At 44.7% G+C, this 17624-nt stretch carries 17 protein-coding genes and 1 pseudogene; 15 read left to right on the top strand and 3 right to left on the bottom strand.

Annotation, left to right across the window (positions count from 1 at the left end; all coding sequences use genetic code 11):
* Positions 1-144: 144 nt before the first annotated feature.
* Entirely contained in the window at positions 145-384 is a 240-nt protein-coding gene (locus tag FCL46_RS14420) for a hypothetical protein (RefSeq protein WP_136807529.1), read from the bottom strand.
* A gap of 11 nt (positions 385-395) precedes the next feature.
* On the opposite strand from FCL46_RS14420, the gene FCL46_RS14415 reads away from it, so the two are divergent.
* From FCL46_RS14415 to FCL46_RS14395, 5 genes are all read left to right on the top strand, one after another.
* A complete protein-coding gene (locus FCL46_RS14415; protein WP_136807531.1) occupies positions 396-1730 on the top strand; it encodes an acyl-CoA dehydrogenase family protein in 1335 nt (444 codons plus the stop codon).
* Between the two features lie 158 nt (positions 1731-1888).
* Positions 1889-3397: a dihydrolipoyl dehydrogenase family protein gene (locus FCL46_RS14410; protein WP_217909439.1), complete on the top strand. Its 1509-nt coding sequence runs from the start codon at positions 1889-1891 to the stop codon at positions 3395-3397.
* A gap of 490 nt (positions 3398-3887) precedes the next feature.
* On the top strand, positions 3888-5081 hold the full coding sequence (locus FCL46_RS14405; RefSeq protein WP_136807533.1) for an aminotransferase-like domain-containing protein: 1194 nt from the start codon (positions 3888-3890) through the stop codon (positions 5079-5081).
* A gap of 29 nt (positions 5082-5110) precedes the next feature.
* Entirely contained in the window at positions 5111-5311 is a 201-nt protein-coding gene (locus FCL46_RS14400; protein ID WP_136807535.1) for a DUF2905 domain-containing protein, read from the top strand.
* Positions 5312-5598: 287 nt separating this feature from the next.
* The gene (locus FCL46_RS14395; RefSeq protein ID WP_136807537.1) at positions 5599-6024 is read left to right on the top strand and encodes a PilZ domain-containing protein; all 426 of its coding nucleotides are present in this window, start codon (positions 5599-5601) and stop codon (positions 6022-6024) included.
* 168 nt (positions 6025-6192) lie between these two features.
* Here the strand turns inward: FCL46_RS14395 and folE2 are convergent, their stop codons facing one another.
* Positions 6193-6930, bottom strand: a complete 738-nt coding sequence (gene folE2 / locus FCL46_RS14390; protein ID WP_136807539.1) for a GTP cyclohydrolase FolE2 — start codon at positions 6928-6930, stop codon at positions 6193-6195.
* Positions 6931-7219: 289 nt separating this feature from the next.
* Here folE2 and FCL46_RS14385 point away from each other — a divergent pair, with 289 nt between their 5' ends.
* From FCL46_RS14385 to FCL46_RS14365, 5 genes and pseudogenes are all read left to right on the top strand, one after another.
* Positions 7220-7612: an RNA-binding S4 domain-containing protein gene (locus FCL46_RS14385; RefSeq protein WP_136807541.1), complete on the top strand. Its 393-nt coding sequence runs from the start codon at positions 7220-7222 to the stop codon at positions 7610-7612.
* Between the two features lie 12 nt (positions 7613-7624).
* A pseudogene (locus FCL46_RS14380) lies at positions 7625-8200 on the top strand (IMP cyclohydrolase); the annotation flags it as partial.
* A 47-nt stretch (positions 8201-8247) separates the two neighbouring features.
* Positions 8248-8829 carry a phosphoribosylglycinamide formyltransferase gene (gene purN / locus FCL46_RS14375; protein ID WP_136807544.1) on the top strand — a complete coding sequence of 194 codons (582 nt, stop codon included), beginning with the start codon at positions 8248-8250 and terminating at the stop codon, positions 8827-8829.
* Positions 8826-9362 carry a bifunctional pyr operon transcriptional regulator/uracil phosphoribosyltransferase PyrR gene (gene pyrR / locus FCL46_RS14370; protein WP_136807546.1) on the top strand — a complete coding sequence of 179 codons (537 nt, stop codon included), beginning with the start codon at positions 8826-8828 and terminating at the stop codon, positions 9360-9362. Before purN ends, pyrR begins: the two co-directional genes overlap by 4 nt.
* A gap of 7 nt (positions 9363-9369) precedes the next feature.
* Positions 9370-11625 (top strand): peptidase U32 family protein, encoded by a 2256-nt coding sequence (locus tag FCL46_RS14365; protein WP_136807547.1) that lies wholly within the window; start codon positions 9370-9372, stop codon positions 11623-11625.
* 91 nt (positions 11626-11716) lie between these two features.
* Here the strand turns inward: FCL46_RS14365 and FCL46_RS14360 are convergent, their stop codons facing one another.
* Complete coding sequence (locus tag FCL46_RS14360; RefSeq protein WP_136807549.1) at positions 11717-12817, bottom strand: cyclic nucleotide-binding domain-containing protein; 1101 nt, start codon at positions 12815-12817, stop codon at positions 11717-11719.
* A gap of 312 nt (positions 12818-13129) precedes the next feature.
* Between FCL46_RS14360 and rpsT the strand changes: the two genes are divergently transcribed.
* The 5 genes from rpsT (at position 13130) to trpC (ending at position 17606) form a co-directional block, all read left to right on the top strand.
* A complete protein-coding gene (rpsT, locus tag FCL46_RS14355) occupies positions 13130-13402 on the top strand; it encodes a 30S ribosomal protein S20 (protein ID WP_136807551.1) in 273 nt (90 codons plus the stop codon).
* 204 nt (positions 13403-13606) lie between these two features.
* Positions 13607-15115 carry an anthranilate synthase component I gene (gene trpE / locus FCL46_RS14350; RefSeq protein WP_136807553.1) on the top strand — a complete coding sequence of 503 codons (1509 nt, stop codon included), beginning with the start codon at positions 13607-13609 and terminating at the stop codon, positions 15113-15115.
* A gap of 3 nt (positions 15116-15118) precedes the next feature.
* On the top strand, positions 15119-15721 hold the full coding sequence (locus tag FCL46_RS14345; RefSeq protein ID WP_136807554.1) for an anthranilate synthase component II: 603 nt from the start codon (positions 15119-15121) through the stop codon (positions 15719-15721).
* 31 nt (positions 15722-15752) lie between these two features.
* Positions 15753-16781 (top strand): anthranilate phosphoribosyltransferase, encoded by a 1029-nt coding sequence (gene trpD / locus FCL46_RS14340; RefSeq protein WP_136807556.1) that lies wholly within the window; start codon positions 15753-15755, stop codon positions 16779-16781.
* Positions 16782-16835: 54 nt separating this feature from the next.
* On the top strand, positions 16836-17606 hold the full coding sequence (gene trpC / locus FCL46_RS14335; RefSeq protein ID WP_136807558.1) for an indole-3-glycerol phosphate synthase TrpC: 771 nt from the start codon (positions 16836-16838) through the stop codon (positions 17604-17606).
* Positions 17607-17624 lie beyond the last annotated feature (18 nt).

Raw genomic sequence — 17624 nt, 5'->3', positions numbered from 1 at the left:
TATCATAACCGGAATGCGCTGTTGTTTAGGTGATAGAGTGTTTACCAGATAATGTTAATAATTTCAGGTGGTACTATGTAGATCAGGAAATCCATGGTTTCCCCTTGAAATCTATTGGAGCATAGTTAGTGGTGTTGTGATGCATCAGCCCTCGTATTGCCAGGAAAAATATCTTTTCTCTTCATCTTGCTCTCTGGATTCATAATTCACTTCCATTTTCTTTATATCACTCTGGTCAGTTGAACCAGGTTCGATCACATTTGCCTCGGTCTCACGGAAAAGATAAGGTAGGATCAGGATATACTGTTTAAGAAAACACCAATGCAATGCAGTGCCGTCGCCATCTACCGCCATAATGTAATCGCCAATTAATATAAACCACATGAGGTGAAAGAATGCTCAATTTTCGTCTGAACGCAGAGCAACATGCTCTCCAGCAGAAAGCAAGAAAATTTGCCTTGGAAGAAGTACTTCCTGTTGCTTGGTATTACGATGAAAAGGATGAAATACCCATGGAGATCATCCGAAAAGCATTTGATGCGGGGATACTTGCGAGTGATATCCCAAAACTATATGGCGGGAAGGGTTTGAGTTTGGTTGATTCTGCGCTGATTACAGAGGAAGTGGCTGCGGCGTGCCCCGGGTTGGCAACATCTATTTTCGATAGCTCCCTCGGCATGGAACCCCTTCTCTTGTCTGATAATGAAGGTGCCAAGCAAAAGTATCTGCCCAAGATAGCGGGTGAGTTCAAGCTTGCCGCCTTTGCCACTTCAGAGCCGACAATGGGCTCCGACGTGGCGGGAATACGGTGTATGGCAACAGCCGATGGTGACGATTTTATCCTTAATGGGACTAAATACTGGATAACAAATGGCGGAGTAGCAGACTACGTGACTGTCTTTGCCACTATCAATCCGAAAGACCGGCATAAAGGAATTTGTGCATTTCTGATAGAGACAGAATGGGAGGGTGTGAATATCGGGCGGCCTATCCCCAAAATGGGTCAGCGCTGTTCAAATACGGTGGGTGTTAATTTCAAAAATGTGCGTGTTCCAAAAGAGAATATTCTGGCCTTGCCAGGGCAGGGCTTTGTTCTAGCCATGAAGACCTTTGCCAGAACACGACCGATTATCGGCAGTTTCGGAGTCGGAGCTGCACGAGCAGCAACAGAATACGCTCTTGATTATGCAAAAAAACGTCGAGCGTTTGGGATGGAACTTGGAGCTTTTCAAGCTATTCAGTTCAAGCTGGCAGAGATGTTTCAGAAAGTAGAGACATCACGTCTGCTTACCTGGAAAGCTGCCTGGGAATGTGATCAGAATGAAGATGGCCGGGTGAGCGCTTCGATCTCAAAACTCTACGCTACCGAGACAGCCCTGGAGGTGGTCAACGAAGCTTTGCAGATATTTGGCGGGTATGGCTATACGAAGATGTTCCCAGTTGAAAAGCTGTTGCGCGATGTTCGCTTGCTTCGCATATATGAGGGAACAAGTGAAGTACAACGTGTAATTCTTGCTGATTACCTGCTGAAAGAATACACATCAAGCTTGCCGCCACTTGAAGATCTGCCTCTCCATCGTGATCTGTCTCCAGCAGAGGTGCAGGCTGCGGGTGGGGTTTGGCGATGCAGAATTTGCGGTCATGTTCATTATGGAGATTCAGCGCCTGAGGAATGTCCGTACTGTTTTTTCCCGGATAAGGTTTTTAAAGAGATAGACGTAAAAAACTGAGTGAGGTTCAGCCTTCTTCTGGACTAATAGTGCAGGTGGGTTTATTCAGAAGACAGTCGGTATTAACCTATCAGTATCATTCCAGCTTACAATACTCATACACTTGGTCGATTGTTGAGTGCGGGTTTCTCAAAAGGCTGAAAACTGAGGAGAATACAGTGTCACAAGCAATTCCTGAAGTTTTTGATTTATGCGTACTAGGATGTGGGCCTGCTGGCTTTGCGGGTGCTATGCGGGCGCTTGATTTTGGTAAGCATGTCTGCATTATTGAAGGAGCAGAAATTGGTGGTGCTGGGGTAATGTACGGTGCATTGGCCTCAAAAACCATGTGGGAGATTGCCAAAGATTACGCGATTGCCAATAAGCAGGACAGGGGCTATCGGGCTGCAGGGATGTCTGTCGATTACTGTGCTGTGCGCAGAACTGTTATTGAGGCAGCCAAAGAAAAGCAGTATCAGATGCTCTCTCAGATTCATACCTATTCACCTGAAAGATGGGATGGGCCGGGCTCTTTAACACTAAAGAACGGTTGGGGCAAATTCATTTCGAAAAATGAAGTGGAAATCCGCAATTCAAACGGAAAATCAGAGCGGATAAAATCACGCTATTTTCTCATTGCTACAGGAACGAAACCACGGAGTTTTCCGAATATCCTTCTTGATCAGCAACGGGTCTTCAATTCTGACGGTGTGTTGAACTTTCAACGATTCCCTGAGCGGTTGGTTATCATTGGTGCAGGTGTAATTGGTTGTGAGTATGCAAGTATTTTCTCTGATTTCGGCCAGACAGTCGTCTATCTGGTTGACCACGCCAAACGAATTATTCCTTATGAAGATGAAGATGTTTCCGACTTCGTAAGTGATAATCTTGAAGCGAACGGGGTTAAGATTATCCACTCAGCAAAGCTTCGAACTATCTTGAATAAAGCGGATTATCTACAGGTGTTTCTTGATTTCAAGGATGGTCATACCGAGGTTATTGAAGCGGATTCAGCATTTATCTCCATCGGCAGATCTTTTGATAGTTCCGGTATTGGCCTTGAAGCGCTTGGTATTGACACCACGTCAACCGGCATTCTCAAAACCGATGAGAACTGTTGCCTGAAAGACAATATTTATGCTGCCGGAGATATTACTCATCACCCCGCACTTGTAAATATTGCAGAAATGGAAGGCCGCTTTGCAGTCAAACATATGTTTGGTAAAAAACGGTGGCCGCTTAATTATGACAATATGTCTACAGTGATGTTCTTTTCGCCTGCCGTTGCCGCTGTGGGCCTGAATGAAAAAGGATGCCGAAGTCGAAAAATCCCATATAAAGTTGCATATTATTCAAACAAGCTGTGTAGCCGGGCAATTGCCATGAGAGCAACCAACGGATTTGTGAAGATTATAGTGAGTGATGATGAGCAGCAACGCATTCTGGGGATGAGAGCAGCAGGACCACAGGTGTCGAGTACCATTATGTCAATTGCCCATTTTTTGGATCAGGGGAAGGGGATAATGGATGTTTTAAAGAGTGTCTATCCTCATCCAACGATCACCGAGGGAATCGAGGAATGTTTGAGAATGTTACTGAATAAATCTGTTTTCAAGCCCCATGCTTTTCCTGAATATCTTCGGATACACAGCTGGCATCCAGATACCGGGAAAGTTCAGATTGTTTAGGATCCTGTTTACTATTCAACTCAGATCGCCTTTTTTATAGGGGCAAGCAGAGTCAGTTGGTAAAGGCTATGAGTAATCGACAGATGAATATCAGTTTTCGCATTGGAGTGATTTCCTCTTCTCCCCATGTGAAATATTTGATCTGAATCAACTCTGAAGGTTGACGTTATCCATAATTTCTAGCAAATTGGGTGCTGTGAGTTTTAACTTCAGATGTACGATCATGCCTTAAAAAAACTGATTACCACTGAGCTTCAGTAGGCATTGTCAGGCATCAGGTGTCAGGAGTGAAGAGTATAGAATTTTACAAAACACACTTGCCAAAATTTGCCTAGACACGGTTGGTTATAGCATGTGCTAGGAGTAGTGTGGTTAACACCTCACACCTCACTTTTTCAAGCTGAGTTTCGGTAGTAATCAGATAAAAAAATACTACTACTACTAACAATCATCACTGCACCCCACTGCAGTATACGAGGGTTTACGCAATATGGAACATCTGTTCGCTGATAGAATAAAGGCAGTCCCGCGCTCATTTATACGAGAAATATTAAAAGTGTCTCTTGATCCCGAGATCATTTCTTTTGCTGGTGGCCTTCCTAATAAAAAATACTTTCCGGTCGAACCGATACGGCAAGCCACTGAAAATGTCTTTAATGGTAAGGGCGCAGATGTGCTTCAGTACAGCAACTCTGAAGGGATTTTAGAATTACGTGAGCTTATATCAAAAAGGTACCGTGAAAAGCAGGGGCTCGATATCTCACCCGAATTGATCCTTATAACTAACGGATCACAGCAAGGTTTGGATTTGCTTGGTAAGGCATTAATTAATCCTGGCGACCCTGTTTTAATAGAACAGCCCGGGTATCTTGGTGCAATTCAGTCACTGTCAATCTATCAGCCGCACTTTGAGCCGGTACGATTAACTCAGGATGGTATTGATACTCAAGAGCTCCGTGAAAAGAGTAATGGCGCACAGGCTAAAATGCTCTACACGGTCCCGAACTTTCAGAATCCTGCTGGCGTGACGTATACCGAAAACATCCGGGAGCAGGTCGCCGCAATTGCCAAAGATAACGGGTTTATAGTTGTAGAGGATGATCCATACGGTGAGCTGCGTTTTTCTGGTGAGACGAGGAAGTCGCTCTATAGTTATAGCCCTGAGAATACGGTATTGCTCGGAACTCTATCCAAAACTGTTGCTCCTGGATTTCGAATTGGCTGGCTGGTCGCGCCGGCCCCCCTATACGAAAAGCTCCTTGTTGCAAAGCAGGCTTCTGATCTGCACACATCAAGTGTAAATCAGCATATACTTGTTAACTATCTACGAAATAACATTCTTGATGATCATATTAAAAAGATAGTGGATGCATATGGCAGACAATGTAAAGCAATGGCTTCGTCTGCACGTCGCCACCTTCCTGCAGAAGTACGTTTGTGGGAGCCTGAGGGAGGGATGTTTCTCTGGGGTGAGTTGCCCGGTGGTTGGGATGCACTGGAACTGTTTGAATTTGCTGTCACTGAAAAGGTTGTGTTTGTTCCCGGGGAACCGTTCTATACTGATGGTAGTGGTGCAGCATCTTTCAGGATGAGCTTTTCCTGCCTTGAGCCCGATGAGATTGAGGTCGGAATGATACGACTGGCAAAAGCATTTGCCAGGTATGCCAAGCACTTAGATCAGTGATCCATGCACATTAATGTGTTGCGAGAATTATGAATAAAAATATCATCCTGCTTGGAGTTCTGATAATAGTGGTTGGTGTGTGCTGGCCACTATTGCAGAAAATTCCATTTGGCAGACTTCCTGGTGATATTTTCATTAAACGTGATGGGTTTACATTTTTTTTACCCATCACCACCTGCCTTTTAGTCAGCGGTGTTGTCTCCCTTCTTTTCTGGTTGTTCAGAAAATAGCTTTTCCCTGTTACCAATAAAAAATAAATTTCATATACACAATAGTCAATTGAATGTCGTCTATATGTTTTGATTGATTGGAGTTGTTTATTTACATCGTACTCCAGGGGTGATTCCGCTGGAGGCCCTTAAACTATTTCATAGTTGCCTATTTTCTGACAAGTAATACAATGCAAATAGTTTGTTAGGAAAATTCATTTAACATACTGCATGAATGTGTTATCCGTGGGCTTGTGATATGGGCATCATCTGAAATAAACACGTTCATTCGTATAAGGGGTTTGTAAATGATCGTTACTAAAATTGCCGAGTCCAGTAATGCTTCCCCAGTTGAACGGGAACGCAGGAAATTCAAACGTTACCCGATTCATCAAAATAGTATGCTTTGTAATGAAGAAAGTCTGGCAGAGGTGCTTGACATCAGTAAAGCTGGTCTTGCATGCCGAAATTTTGTTGGTCTAGAAGGGGCGTCAGGCATATTGTCAGATGTCGAATTACTCAATTGCGAGATAGGGTTGTCTGTTCAGGGCTTAAAATGCAGGCTTGTTCGCAGTCAAGAGCGTAAAGGTAACACTCTTGTGCAGAATAACCAGGGACCTGATTGCTTTCTTGAGTTTGTCGAGTTGAGTGACATGCAGGCTAATGCATTAGGAACATTTATTGAAAATACCAGCCGTGGGCCTGGGCCTGAGCTGATATTTTCAAATAATTGATAGACTCTGAAGACTGATTTACAGAACTCGGAGTGTGTCCGAGAATAGTGATTTTTGCTCGAATCGAGGCATTTCTAAAAAACAAGCGCAGTCATATTTTGATATTACGAGCATTGTCTTTTAGAAATAACGAAGTTTCGGGGTAAAAGTCCATTTTCGGACAGGCTACTAACGGATTTCATCACTGTCTACATAGGCATAGGCACTATGCTTATGTATTGACTCAAAGCTCTCAACACTCGCTGAAAACCAGCCGATATCTTCATGGGCGAGGGCGCATTCCGCAACTTTCCTGACAACATCTTCTACAAACATAGGGTTGTTAAATGCCCGTTCTGTTACATATTTTTCGTCAGGTCGTTTTAAGAGTGCATACAGTTCGCAGGAAGCTGATTGTTCTATCATGGTGATCAGGTCTTCAATCCAGACGAATTTTCTCATCTCGACATTCAGAGTGACTTCCGCCCGTTGGTTATGAGCGCCATCCTGACTAATTTCTTTGGAGCATGGACAGAGCGTTGTGACAGGAACGACAACACTTAAAATGAAATCCTGATCTTTGCCGATTCCGCCGGAGAAGGTGCAACTATATTCCATTAAGCTTCTGGTGTCGGTGACCGGAGCTTTCTTTTCGATGAAATACGGAAAGGTCATCTCAAGCCTGGCACTTTCTGAACCAAGAGATCCCTGAACGTCTGAAAGAATACGGTGGAAACTCTCAACGCTCAGCGTATCTAACGATTGATTAAGGATTGAGGTGAATGTTTCGACACAACTCTCACGCTTTGAGCTTGGCATGCTGGCCTGCATGCTTATAGTGGCGATAGTGTGTTGCGAGCCCCCACCTTTTTCAAGAACTTTGACCGGGGTGCAAATGTTTTTAATGCCAACTACTTGAATATGCATAACCCTCTCATCTCGGAGGTTATTAATTATATATCCGGTTGACCTGCATGTCCGATACTACACGAACAGACAATGAAATCTGCAGGGCAGCTGTATGCTATGGTAGGCGCAGGTACCGGTGATTCCTATAAGATGACTTCATACCCTTTTTCACCTGTATCGACAATACTCTTTTCGGGCGATTTTACGCTGAACGATTTTTTCAAGCGTTTATCGGAAAATCAGTGTAACCTGTGTCATTCGAAGACATCGTTTCAGTTGTCATTCTCCCACCCCGACAGGTCGAAGCATGAGTCAAACACCAGACAGCGTTCGTATCGATAAATGGCTTTGGGCCGCACGGTTTTTCAAGACGCGTTCCATTGCGGCGAAAGCGGTTAATGGTGGAAAGGTACATCATAACGGAAGCCGGACCAAGGCTGCCAAGGTTGTCGAGGTTGGCGATAAACTGGTGATTAGTAAGGGGCCTGTAGAATTTGCGGTTACTGTGCTGGCTGTATCGCCATATAGGCGACCGGCAGTTGAGGCGCGGTTACTCTATGAGGAATCAGAAGAAAGTATACGGGAGCGTGAAACTCAACGGGATTTGCGAAGGATGATGAATGCTGGGCATTCAGCACCTGTAGGTAAACCCGGTAAGCGAGACCGTCGAAAAATAAAAGAATTTATTCGTAAAGATTGAGCGGAGGAGAATATGAGTAAAATAGAGCGTGCATTAATCAGTCTTACCGACAAGTCCGGCATTGAAGGTTTTGCCAAAGAACTTGCTGATCTTGGTGTGGAGATCCTCTCTACCGGTGGAACAGCAAAGAAAATTCGTGAAGCGGGCATTGCTGTGAAAGATGTGTCTGAGTTCACCGGATTTCCTGAGATGCTTGATGGTCGTGTAAAAACACTGCACCCAAAAGTTCATGGCGGTATTCTGAACCAGCGTGCAAACGAAGAGCATCAGAAACAGTGTGCTGAGCACGGCTTGAAAAATATTGATCTTATCGCTGTTAATCTCTACGCATTTGAGAAAACTGTTGCCGATCCGAATTGTTCTCTTGCTGACGCAATTGAGAATATCGATATCGGTGGACCTACTATGCTGCGTTCTTCTGCAAAAAACTTCCATGATGTTACTGTCATTGTAGATCCTGCAGATTATCCTCAGGTCCTTGCGGAAATAAAAGAAACCGGAAATACCACCCTGAAAACACGTTTCAAGCTTGCGCGTAAGGTGTTTGCACTTACGGCCCAGTATGACACTGTGATTTCAGCCTGGTTGGAAAAGGTTGATGTTGATAGTAACCCGTATTTTTCCGGAGAATAATTATGTTGAAGATGGCAGTCCTGCTTTCAGGCAGTGGTAGAACACTCGATAATTTTCACGAACGGATCGAAGCCGGAACGCTTGCCGCTGAAATTCAGGTGGTCATCTCCAACGTCGAAGGAGTTCTCGGGTTAGAGAAGGCTCGTAACTATGGGTATCCTGCTTTTCATGCCGCAAGTAATGACGAGATTAATACAATCTTAAAAGATTATTCTGTAGATATTGTCTGTCTTGCCGGCTATCTGAAATTGTACACTCCTCCTGCCGAGTTGGCCCGGGCGGTTATAAACATTCATCCGTCACTTATTCCTTCGTTCTGTGGTGATGGCTATTATGGTCATCACGTACATGAAGACGTTAAGGCGCACGGGTGCACCGTGAGTGGGTGTACCGTGCATTTTGCCAACGAAAAATATGACGAAGGTCCGATCATTCTTCAACAATGTGTTGAACTTGATTATGACGATGATGCTGATACCATCGCCTCGAAAGTTTTTGAGCGTGAATGTGAGGCATTTCCAGAGGCAATTAACCGTGTTGCAGAAAAAGGAATAGAGTTTTTTTGGAAGCGGGTGAACATGTGAGCAAGCAACAGCGTATTATTATGACATCGCAGGACATTAATCTTGCTCTTAAGCGGATTGCCCTGCAGGTACTTGAGAAAAATCATGATGCCGAAACAATTGCCATTGTAGGTATCCACACCTGTGGTGTTTTTCTGGCAAAACGTTTATGCGCAATTCTTAAAGCTCATGAGAGTTGTGAAATCAGTTACGGCGAGTTGGATATCAATCTATATCGGGACGACTGGAGTCTTACCTCACAAAATCCAGTGGTGAAGACAACAGATATTCCTTTTGACGTAGACAATGCTCAACTTGTACTTGTTGACGATGTAATATTTACAGGCAGAACCATTCGCGCTGCGATGGATGCCATTATGGATTATGGAAGACCGACTTCCATCCAACTGGCTGCACTTGTAGACCGGGGCGGTAGAGAATTGCCGATTCAGCCGGACTACGTAGGAATGCAGGCCAATATATTATCAGAGGAACGAATTCAGGTATTGCTTGAAGAAAACTCTGATAGAAACGAAGTTGTAGTAGAGAGTTAAAAAAAATATGGAATTGCTGGCTCCCGCTGGGAATGTTGAGAACTTTTTTGCCGCCCTGGAAGCCGGTGCGGATGCAGTTTATGTCGGAGCACCGGGTTTTAATGCCAGAAACCTTGCCCGGGATCTGCGAATTGAAGAGATTGGCGCAATGATCGCGTATTGTCACGATCACGAGAAAAAAATCTATATTGCTGCCAATAGTCTGATTCTTGAAAAAGAATTACCGGATGTCATAGATACCCTTGGCATGCTGGAGCATCTCCAGCCCGATGCCCTTATCGTTCAGGACCTGGGACTGATTAATATCATTCGTCGGTTCTTCCCTAGACTTAAAATTCACGCTTCTACATTGATGACTGCTCATAACCTGCAGGGTGTTGAGCTGTTTTCCCGACTTGGTTGTGAACGAGTTGTTCTGGCCCGTGAGCTGACGCTTGCGGAAATCCAGACCATTTCTGCACGAACGGAGGTTGAGCTTGAGGTCTTTGTACATGGTGCTATGTGCTATTCGTATTCGGGTCTTTGTCTTTTTTCTTCCTACCTTGGTGGTAAGAGTGGTTTGCGTGGCAGATGTGTTCAACCATGTCGTCGTGCATACTCAACCTCATCAGGTGGTGGTGCTGGAAGAGGGCCGAAGCGTGAGGTGAAGGGAAAGGGCAATTATCTTTTCTCAATGAATGACCTTGATGGTTTAGAGGTTGTTCGTGATCTTCGTGATGCCGGTATTTCCTCATTCAAAATAGAAGGGCGCCTCAGATCTGCACGATATGTTTCAAAAGTAGTAGAAGCGTACAGGCTGGTACTTGATGCTGAACCTACAGAGTATGATACTGCATTAAAAGATGCGGGTATCCTGATTGAGCAGGCAATGAGCAGGAAGGTAAGCTCAGGATTTTTCCAGTCACCTCGCCCACAGGAAGTTATCTCTCCGTATCACTCCGGAAATATGGGCCTCCATCTTGGTCGAGCCGGTGGTAATTCGCAGCAAAACAGCGGGAAAGTTTTGCGGCTTAAGTTAAAAGAGCCTCTTGCAGAAGGCGACAGGCTCAGGTTGCATCTGGAGCCATCCGGAGAGCGTATAGCATTCACCCTTAAATCTATGCTTGTACGTGGCGTGCAGACTGAGCATGCATCTGCCGGAGAATCTGTTGATATGACCTTGCCACCAGCACTTTCAGGTAAAACCTGGAAGAGTATGGATATATACAAGGTTGATGTTGCTGGTGGTACTACCGGGAAAGGTTTGTCAGATTTGCCGGTTGCCCGGGTGAAAAAAGATATTCTACGAGCAGAGCGACAGCTCTTGCCGCAGCTCAAAGATATTAAGTGGAAGGCATGGGAGAACAATCATGCTGTCGATGAGGTTGCACAGGCCTCTGCCCCGAAAAAAACCGGTCGTAAACAGCAGTCGTTTAAACGACGGAGTGGTTCTGCAAAGCCTGAAAAGGTCCCTCTTGACTGGTGGCTGAAAATTGATTCGGTTAAGCCTCTGCTCGGCAAAATGCCTTTAAGGCCGGACAAATACCTTATCACTCTTGATAAAAATACGTTTAAAGACGCAGGGCAGTTAAAGAAATATTTAGGAAAACAAAACCGAAATATTACCTGGGCACTGCCGCCGATTATGTTCGATCGTGAGCTCAGCAGGATGAAAAAGAATATTTCCATGCTCATTCGGACCGGGTTCAGGTGTTTTCAATTATCGCATATCAGTCAGATAGATCTGTTTGAAGATGAGAAAGTTTTTCTCTCAGCGGATTATTCAATGAATCTCGTGAATAATCAATCACTCCTTCTTACTGCTGAAGCTGGTTTCGAAGCTGCTCAGTTAGCAATTGAAGCTGATAAGGAAACTCTGGCGCAAGCAATTCAAGGCTATAAGCAGTCAGGTGTGCCAGCAGCTAAACGCATTGGCGGAAGACGTGGAATGCGTCTGGGGCTGACTGTGTATGGTACTCCACCCTTATTCACCTCACGGGTTGCAGCAGACTTTATCCCATTTAATAAATCGGTGGTAAGTCCTAAAAACGAAAATTTTGTAGTTCGCAAGCGTGATGGATTTACCCAGACTCTTCCGGCTCGTCCGTTTTCGCTGTTGCCTCACTTGCATGAACTGAAGGCGCTTGGTCTTGATTATGTAGTCGTTGATTTGACGGGCGGACATTCGGGCAAGAAGGACATGGAGGAGGTGGCGGATAGGATAGCTGGACAGGTTCGTTTTGGTAAGCTTTCTACCTTCAATTATTTTGGTAAGCTAGAATAACGTATTGATCATAAGTATCTAAAGGCAGGAAACCCTAAGGTAGTTTTTCGTGTTTCCTGCCGGTTTTACCTAAAACCGTGTTCACAGTTTTTCAGTTGATTTTTTTTACTCTTCCTTCATCCAGCTTACGCATACCTTCCATCAGCAGTTTCATAAAGAAGCCGATTTCCGGAATTTCAAAATCTTCGGGCGGGATGCCCGGTGTGAACCTGAATCTTCCTGAATCTTCTTTAAGTATTTGATAGAAAGCCACATCGCCAACGTATTTTCCATATTTAGCTTTAATTAATGCTCCCTGTCTGAACGAAAATCGTGCAGTTCCTCCGTTGAGCTCAGTAATGGTGAGAATCCCGGTTTTGTTGTTGACATTGAGCGTCTGAAATAAAGCCTCCGGTGGGATTTCAGCGAGGTTGCCGATCATTCCTGATGAAAGGTCCTCGGCGCGAATCTTGTTGGATGCCTTGAGTCGTTCGGCCATTAAGCGGGAGAAAAAGAGTTGAATGGAAGGGTAGCGATCAAGAATCTTCTTGAAATTGCGCTGGTCAATATGAAGAATTGATGTGGGGGTGACCACCTGAATTGTTGCATTAACAGCATCGTTGCAGATCAGGCTCATTTCACCAAAAACTTCTCCTTTGTTGAGCTTGGAAATGATGATGCCTGCATCGTTAAGTACATTGACGGATCCTTCGACGATGATGTAGAAGTGGCCGCCCGGATCGCCTTTTTTAATAATGAGGTCACCTGCTTTATACTTAACAAGCTCAAAAAAACTTACAACGGTATCCAGATGCTCGTCGTCAATATGTTTAAAGAAGGCAAAGTCACTCAGGACATGCATTATTGAACCGATTTCGTTGGAGATTGTCTGCTCTCCGCCTGTCTGTATTTTTTTGTCACCCTGAGAGTGTTCCAGCTTGATTGATCCGGTGCAGCCGCTACAGCTTATCATGCAGACCGGTATTTTGTCGCCTCGCTCATATTGAATGATTATTTTCGCAAGGTCGCCGTTAAGTATTTTGCAGATATTTTTTTCTGCAGGATAGTCGACTATTGCTGTAGTGACGAAGGTGTTTTCGGTCTTGTTTGCTATGGGAATAGAAATGCCGGTAAGGCTAAACGCATCCCCATATGTATAGAGAGGGCAGCTCTTATTTTCCACTATGCGAAAAATGACTTTTGGGAATCCCATATTGGATCAAATACCGAGTGGTTAAATGGTATGATGTGAATTGCTTTAATGACAGATTTATACTTCTACTAAAAAAAGGGTATCCCAATCTGCCACTTCGTGTCAAATCATCAGGTAGACAAGGAGCTTGAGGATGTGCTATTATCAATCGATATCTGTTGACTTAACAATTTTTCTATATTATAAACTGTTTCTTCGTGAAAACAGATCATGTCGGGCTGCAGAACAATTATGTCAGCTGCCTGCATATACAAGACGAAACCGGTAACCCGGTCGGAATATATGAGAGATAATCACAGGAGGAATTAATTCGTGGCTAATCATAAATCAGCTGAAAAGAGAAATCGCCAGGCATTATTGAGTCGTGCGCGTAACCGTATAAACAAATCACAGATGAAGACTGAGCTTCGCAAAGTGAACGAGGCAATCATTGCCGGTTCTGAGGACGATGCAAAATCAGCACTTCAGGTTGCGATCTCTGTTATTGCAAGAACCGCTTCTAAGGGAACCATTCATAAGAAGAACGCATCCCGTAAGATTTCCCGTCTTACCAAGCGCGTTAACAGAATGGAACCTCTGGCGTAAGCTTGAACAGCTATCTGTTAATCCGGCATTGCTCGGATGACTTCAGGTAAATGTATAAAGCCGTGGAATCGTATGATTCCACGGCTTTTTTTTATGCTTTATGTCAAGATGCTGGACAAGCCTTATAAACAACTGGTATGTTGTATGTTTTACTAGCTGAAACAACCTACACTTCAATGAAGTTCCAAATCACCTTGTATCCCCATGCCACATAGAGATTACTATCCTGATCAGGCCAGTTTTTCCAGTATGCTGGAGACTTCACGGCTTGTTCCGGTATATACAGAAATAGTCGCGGACCTCGATACTCCACTTACCCTGTTTGCAAAAGTCAGTGCAAAGCATGAACATATCTTCTTGTTTGAAAGTATGGAAGGTGGTGAAAAATGGGGAAGGTATTCCTTTATCGGTTTTGATCCTCTTGTCTCCTTTGTTTCTAAAGGCGACGAGGTCACCATTACTGAGTTTGGCAATGATGGTCCGGTAATTAAAAAAGAACAGACAGATCCACTTAAGGCTTTGCGGTCTCTTGTCTCCGATATCAAGGCAGCCGAGTATGACGGATTGCCGAGATTTTGCGGCGGGGCTGTCGGTTTTCTTGGTTATGACATGGTACGGTTTATGGAGGAGTTGCCTGATGACAGGGCGATGCTTGATATGCCGGATTCGTCGTTTATCATCCCGAAGATCGTACTGGCGTACGACAGTCTTAAGCAGAAGGTTACAGTTATCTGCTGGGTAAAAGATGATGGTAACGAATTAGCTGAGGAGCTCTATTGCAGCGCAATGGCGGATATCGGCAAAGTCATTGCCAAGTTGCGCGGACCTGTTCCTATTGATTTTATGGAGTCCATGGCTGAGGGTGCGGGGAGTGAAGAACATACCTTTACTTCAAATATGGAAGAAGAGCAATTTCATGGGATGGTTGAGAAGGCTAAAGAGTATATTATGGCCGGTGACATTATTCAGGTTGTTTTGTCCCAGCGATTCCATACCAAAACCCGCATTCCTGCAACACTGCTATATAGGGCTTTACGACATATTAATCCAAGCCCCTATCTCTTTTATATTAAATTAGGCGATCTGGTTCAGATTGGTTCTTCACCTGAGATTCTTGTTAGAAAAGAAGATGAGCACATCGAATTGCGTCCCATTGCGGGCACGAGAAAGCGGGGTGCAACAGAGGCAGAAGATCTTGCCCTTGAAGAAGAACTTCTTGCAGATCCTAAAGAGCGGGCTGAGCATCTAATGCTCGTGGATCTTGGGCGAAATGATGTTGGGCGTGTTGCCAGAGGCGGAGAGGTTACTGTGCATGACTTGCTGGTCATTGAGCGATACAGCCATGTTATGCATATCGTTTCAGGAGTACATGGTGTCATTGCTGAGGGTAAAGATCAGTTCGATGTTATGTCTGCGTGTTTTCCTGCGGGTACAGTGAGCGGCGCTCCAAAGATTCGTGCTATGGAAATCATTGATGAACTTGAACCGGAGCGGCGTGGTCCTTATGCCGGTTCTGTCGGCTATTTCGGTTTCTCAGGAAATATGGATTTCTGCATCACTATCCGTACCTTCATCATGAAGGGGGATGACCTTTGGGTTCAGGCCGGTGCCGGTATTGTTGCTGATTCTGATCCGCAGAAAGAATATGAGGAAACAATTAACAAATCCATGGGACTGCGAAGAGCTTTGGAACTTGCTGAGAAAGGATTCTAGGCGATGCTTGTAATAATCGATAATTACGACTCATTTACATATAATATTGTTCAGACTATTGCCGGTAACCAGCGTAAAGATGGTATCTCTGAAGAGATAAAGGTTTTTCGAAACGATAAGATCACCATCAAAGAAATTGAGGATCTTGCACCGCGAAGACTGCTTATCTCTCCTGGTCCGTGCACACCAGGTGAAGCTGGAATTTCTATTGAAACCATTACAACCTTCGCTGGTAAAATTCCAATTTTAGGTGTCTGCCTTGGTCATCAGTCTATGGGTGAGGCTTTTGGCGGAAAGACTATCCGTGCTTCACGAATTATGCATGGCAAAACCAGCCCGATGCATCATGATGGCAGAGGTGTGTTTACAAGCCTCCCTAATCCATTTGACGGAATGCGTTATCACTCACTTATTGTGGATGATGAGACCTTGCCGGAATGTTTTGAGGTTACCTGCCGCACAGATGAAGGGGAGTTGATGGGGATACGGCATAAAACCTTACCGCTTGAGGGTGTTCAGTTTCATCCTGAATCAATAATGACCCCGGCGGGTATACAACTTTTGAAGAATTTTATGGATCCGAATTATCCGGACCTGTTGAAATAAAGACAACACGCGGAAATAAGGAGAGGGGATAATGGATATTCGCGAAGCAGTTGGCAGAGTCATTACTAAACAGGATCTTACCGAGCAGGAAATGCAGGACGTGATGAATAGTATCATGACCGGTGAGGCGACTCCTGCACAGATCGGATCATTTATTACAGCCTTGCGTATGAAGGGTGAGACTATTGATGAGATAGTTGGTGCTGTTCGCGTGATGCGCGAAAAAGCCACCTTTGTTGATACCGGTGTTGCAACAGCTTCCGGTGAAACCCTGATGGATATCGTCGGAACAGGTGGAGATGGATCTGGTACGTTTAATGTGAGTACCACCACAGCCTTTGTTGTGGCAGCAGCGGGTGTACCTGTTGCAAAGCATGGTAACAGGGCGGTTTCTTCCACGTGCGGAAGTGCTGATGTACTCGAAGCGCTGGGAGTGGATTTGAGCCTTACGGCTGATAAAGTTGCGGAATGTGTTAAAACCATCGGTATTGGTTTTCTGTTTGCACCGATGCTTCATGGCGCTATGAAACATGCCATCGGTCCACGTCGCGAAATTGGCGTACGTACCATCTTTAATATTCTTGGGCCATTGACTAATCCGGCCGGGGCAAATGTCCAGTTGACCGGTGTATTTGCTAAGGATCTTACCACAACACTGGCAGAAGTTCTGGTGCGTCTCGGAATGAAACGTACGCTGGTGGTCTGGGGTGATGGGAATCTTGATGAGATGACTGTAACCGGGACAACACATATCGCGGAAGGATATGAGGGGAATGTGCGCTCATACACCATAGAACCTGAAGATTTTGGTTTTACCAGGGCAACCATGGAAGATATTCGCGGCGGTGAGACTGCTGAGGAGTCCGCCGGGCAGGTTCGAGCAATTCTGGGTGGTGAACAAGGGGCTAAACGCGATATGGTTCTGCTTAATACTGGTGGTGCGCTTCTGGCCGCAGGAAAAGTCGTAGATATCGCTGCTGGTGTTGAATTGGCAAAAGAATTGATTGATTCAGGTAAGGCTCTGGCAAAACTTGATCAACTTATTGCATACTGTAAGTAACACATCAACTGCCGTATTGTGGTTGGTGATGTATCGAAGATTAGGCATATTACTATGATTTTAGATAAGATAGTTGATCGAAAACGGGAAGAAGTTGCAGAGCTTAAAAAAAACGGCATTGAAATTCCTGCTGAGTTTCGTGATAAAGAAATAGATGCACCACGCGGATTTACACAAGCACTTGTAAAGTTCGACGGTGTTTCAATTATTGCTGAGGTGAAAAAAGCCTCGCCATCGAAAGGTATTATCTGTCACGACTTTGATCCGGTAGCAATTGCTGGTAATTATGAAAAGCTTGGAGCGCAGGCAATTTCGGTACTGACCGATGTTGATTTTTTTCAGGGTAGCCTTAAATACCTGATGCAGGTTCGCGAGGCAGTTAAATTACCTGTTATACGAAAAGATTTTATCATTGATCCTGTGCAGATCGAAGAAGCGCGGCAGCATGGTGCGGATGCCATTTTGCTGATTGCAGCTATTCTTGATGAATCACAGATGAGGGATTATCGCCAGCAGGCTGCTGAGTACGGTATTGACAGTCTTGTAGAAGTTCATGACGATAAGGAACTCGAATCAGCACTCAAGGCCGGAAGTTCATTGATTGGTGTGAACAACAGAAATCTGAAGGATTTCACCATGGACCTTGGTTTAACACTGAGATTGAAAAAAATGATTCCCGATACTATTCCTGTTGTGAGTGAATCCGGTTTGAAAACCAGAGAGGATATTCTCATGCTTTCAGAAGCCGGAATTGCCGCAGCTCTTATTGGTGAGTCACTGATGCGGTCAGGTAGTTCCGGTACACTTTTGCAGGAACTACGATAACTTGATGTACGTCATTTG

This window comes from Desulfosediminicola flagellatus, from assembly GCF_005116655.2.
In the GTDB taxonomy this organism is placed as follows: Bacteria; Desulfobacterota; Desulfobulbia; order Desulfobulbales; family Desulfocapsaceae; genus Desulfopila; species Desulfopila flagellata.
Note: the sequence above shows the minus strand (reverse complement) of the source record. Positions and strands in the feature narration are given on the sequence as shown.

Excerpts from the sequence above, each read along its gene's own strand:
- FCL46_RS14420 (WP_136807529.1), bottom strand. The coding sequence starts at position 384 with ATGTGGTTTATATTAATTGGCGATTACATTATGGCGGTAGATGGCGAC.
- FCL46_RS14415 (WP_136807531.1), top strand. The coding sequence starts at position 396 with ATGCTCAATTTTCGTCTGAACGCAGAGCAACATGCTCTCCAGCAGAAA.
- FCL46_RS14405 (WP_136807533.1), top strand. The coding sequence starts at position 3,888 with ATGGAACATCTGTTCGCTGATAGAATAAAGGCAGTCCCGCGCTCATTT.
- FCL46_RS14400 (WP_136807535.1), top strand. The coding sequence starts at position 5,111 with ATGAATAAAAATATCATCCTGCTTGGAGTTCTGATAATAGTGGTTGGT.
- FCL46_RS14395 (WP_136807537.1), top strand. The coding sequence starts at position 5,599 with ATGATCGTTACTAAAATTGCCGAGTCCAGTAATGCTTCCCCAGTTGAA.
- folE2 (WP_136807539.1), bottom strand. The coding sequence starts at position 6,930 with ATGCATATTCAAGTAGTTGGCATTAAAAACATTTGCACCCCGGTCAAA.
- FCL46_RS14385 (WP_136807541.1), top strand. The coding sequence starts at position 7,220 with ATGAGTCAAACACCAGACAGCGTTCGTATCGATAAATGGCTTTGGGCC.
- purN (WP_136807544.1), top strand. The coding sequence starts at position 8,248 with ATGTTGAAGATGGCAGTCCTGCTTTCAGGCAGTGGTAGAACACTCGAT.
- FCL46_RS14365 (WP_136807547.1), top strand. The coding sequence starts at position 9,370 with ATGGAATTGCTGGCTCCCGCTGGGAATGTTGAGAACTTTTTTGCCGCC.
- FCL46_RS14360 (WP_136807549.1), bottom strand. The coding sequence starts at position 12,817 with ATGGGATTCCCAAAAGTCATTTTTCGCATAGTGGAAAATAAGAGCTGC.
- trpE (WP_136807553.1), top strand. The coding sequence starts at position 13,607 with ATGCCACATAGAGATTACTATCCTGATCAGGCCAGTTTTTCCAGTATG.
- FCL46_RS14345 (WP_136807554.1), top strand. The coding sequence starts at position 15,119 with ATGCTTGTAATAATCGATAATTACGACTCATTTACATATAATATTGTT.
- trpD (WP_136807556.1), top strand. The coding sequence starts at position 15,753 with ATGGATATTCGCGAAGCAGTTGGCAGAGTCATTACTAAACAGGATCTT.
- trpC (WP_136807558.1), top strand. The coding sequence starts at position 16,836 with ATGATTTTAGATAAGATAGTTGATCGAAAACGGGAAGAAGTTGCAGAG.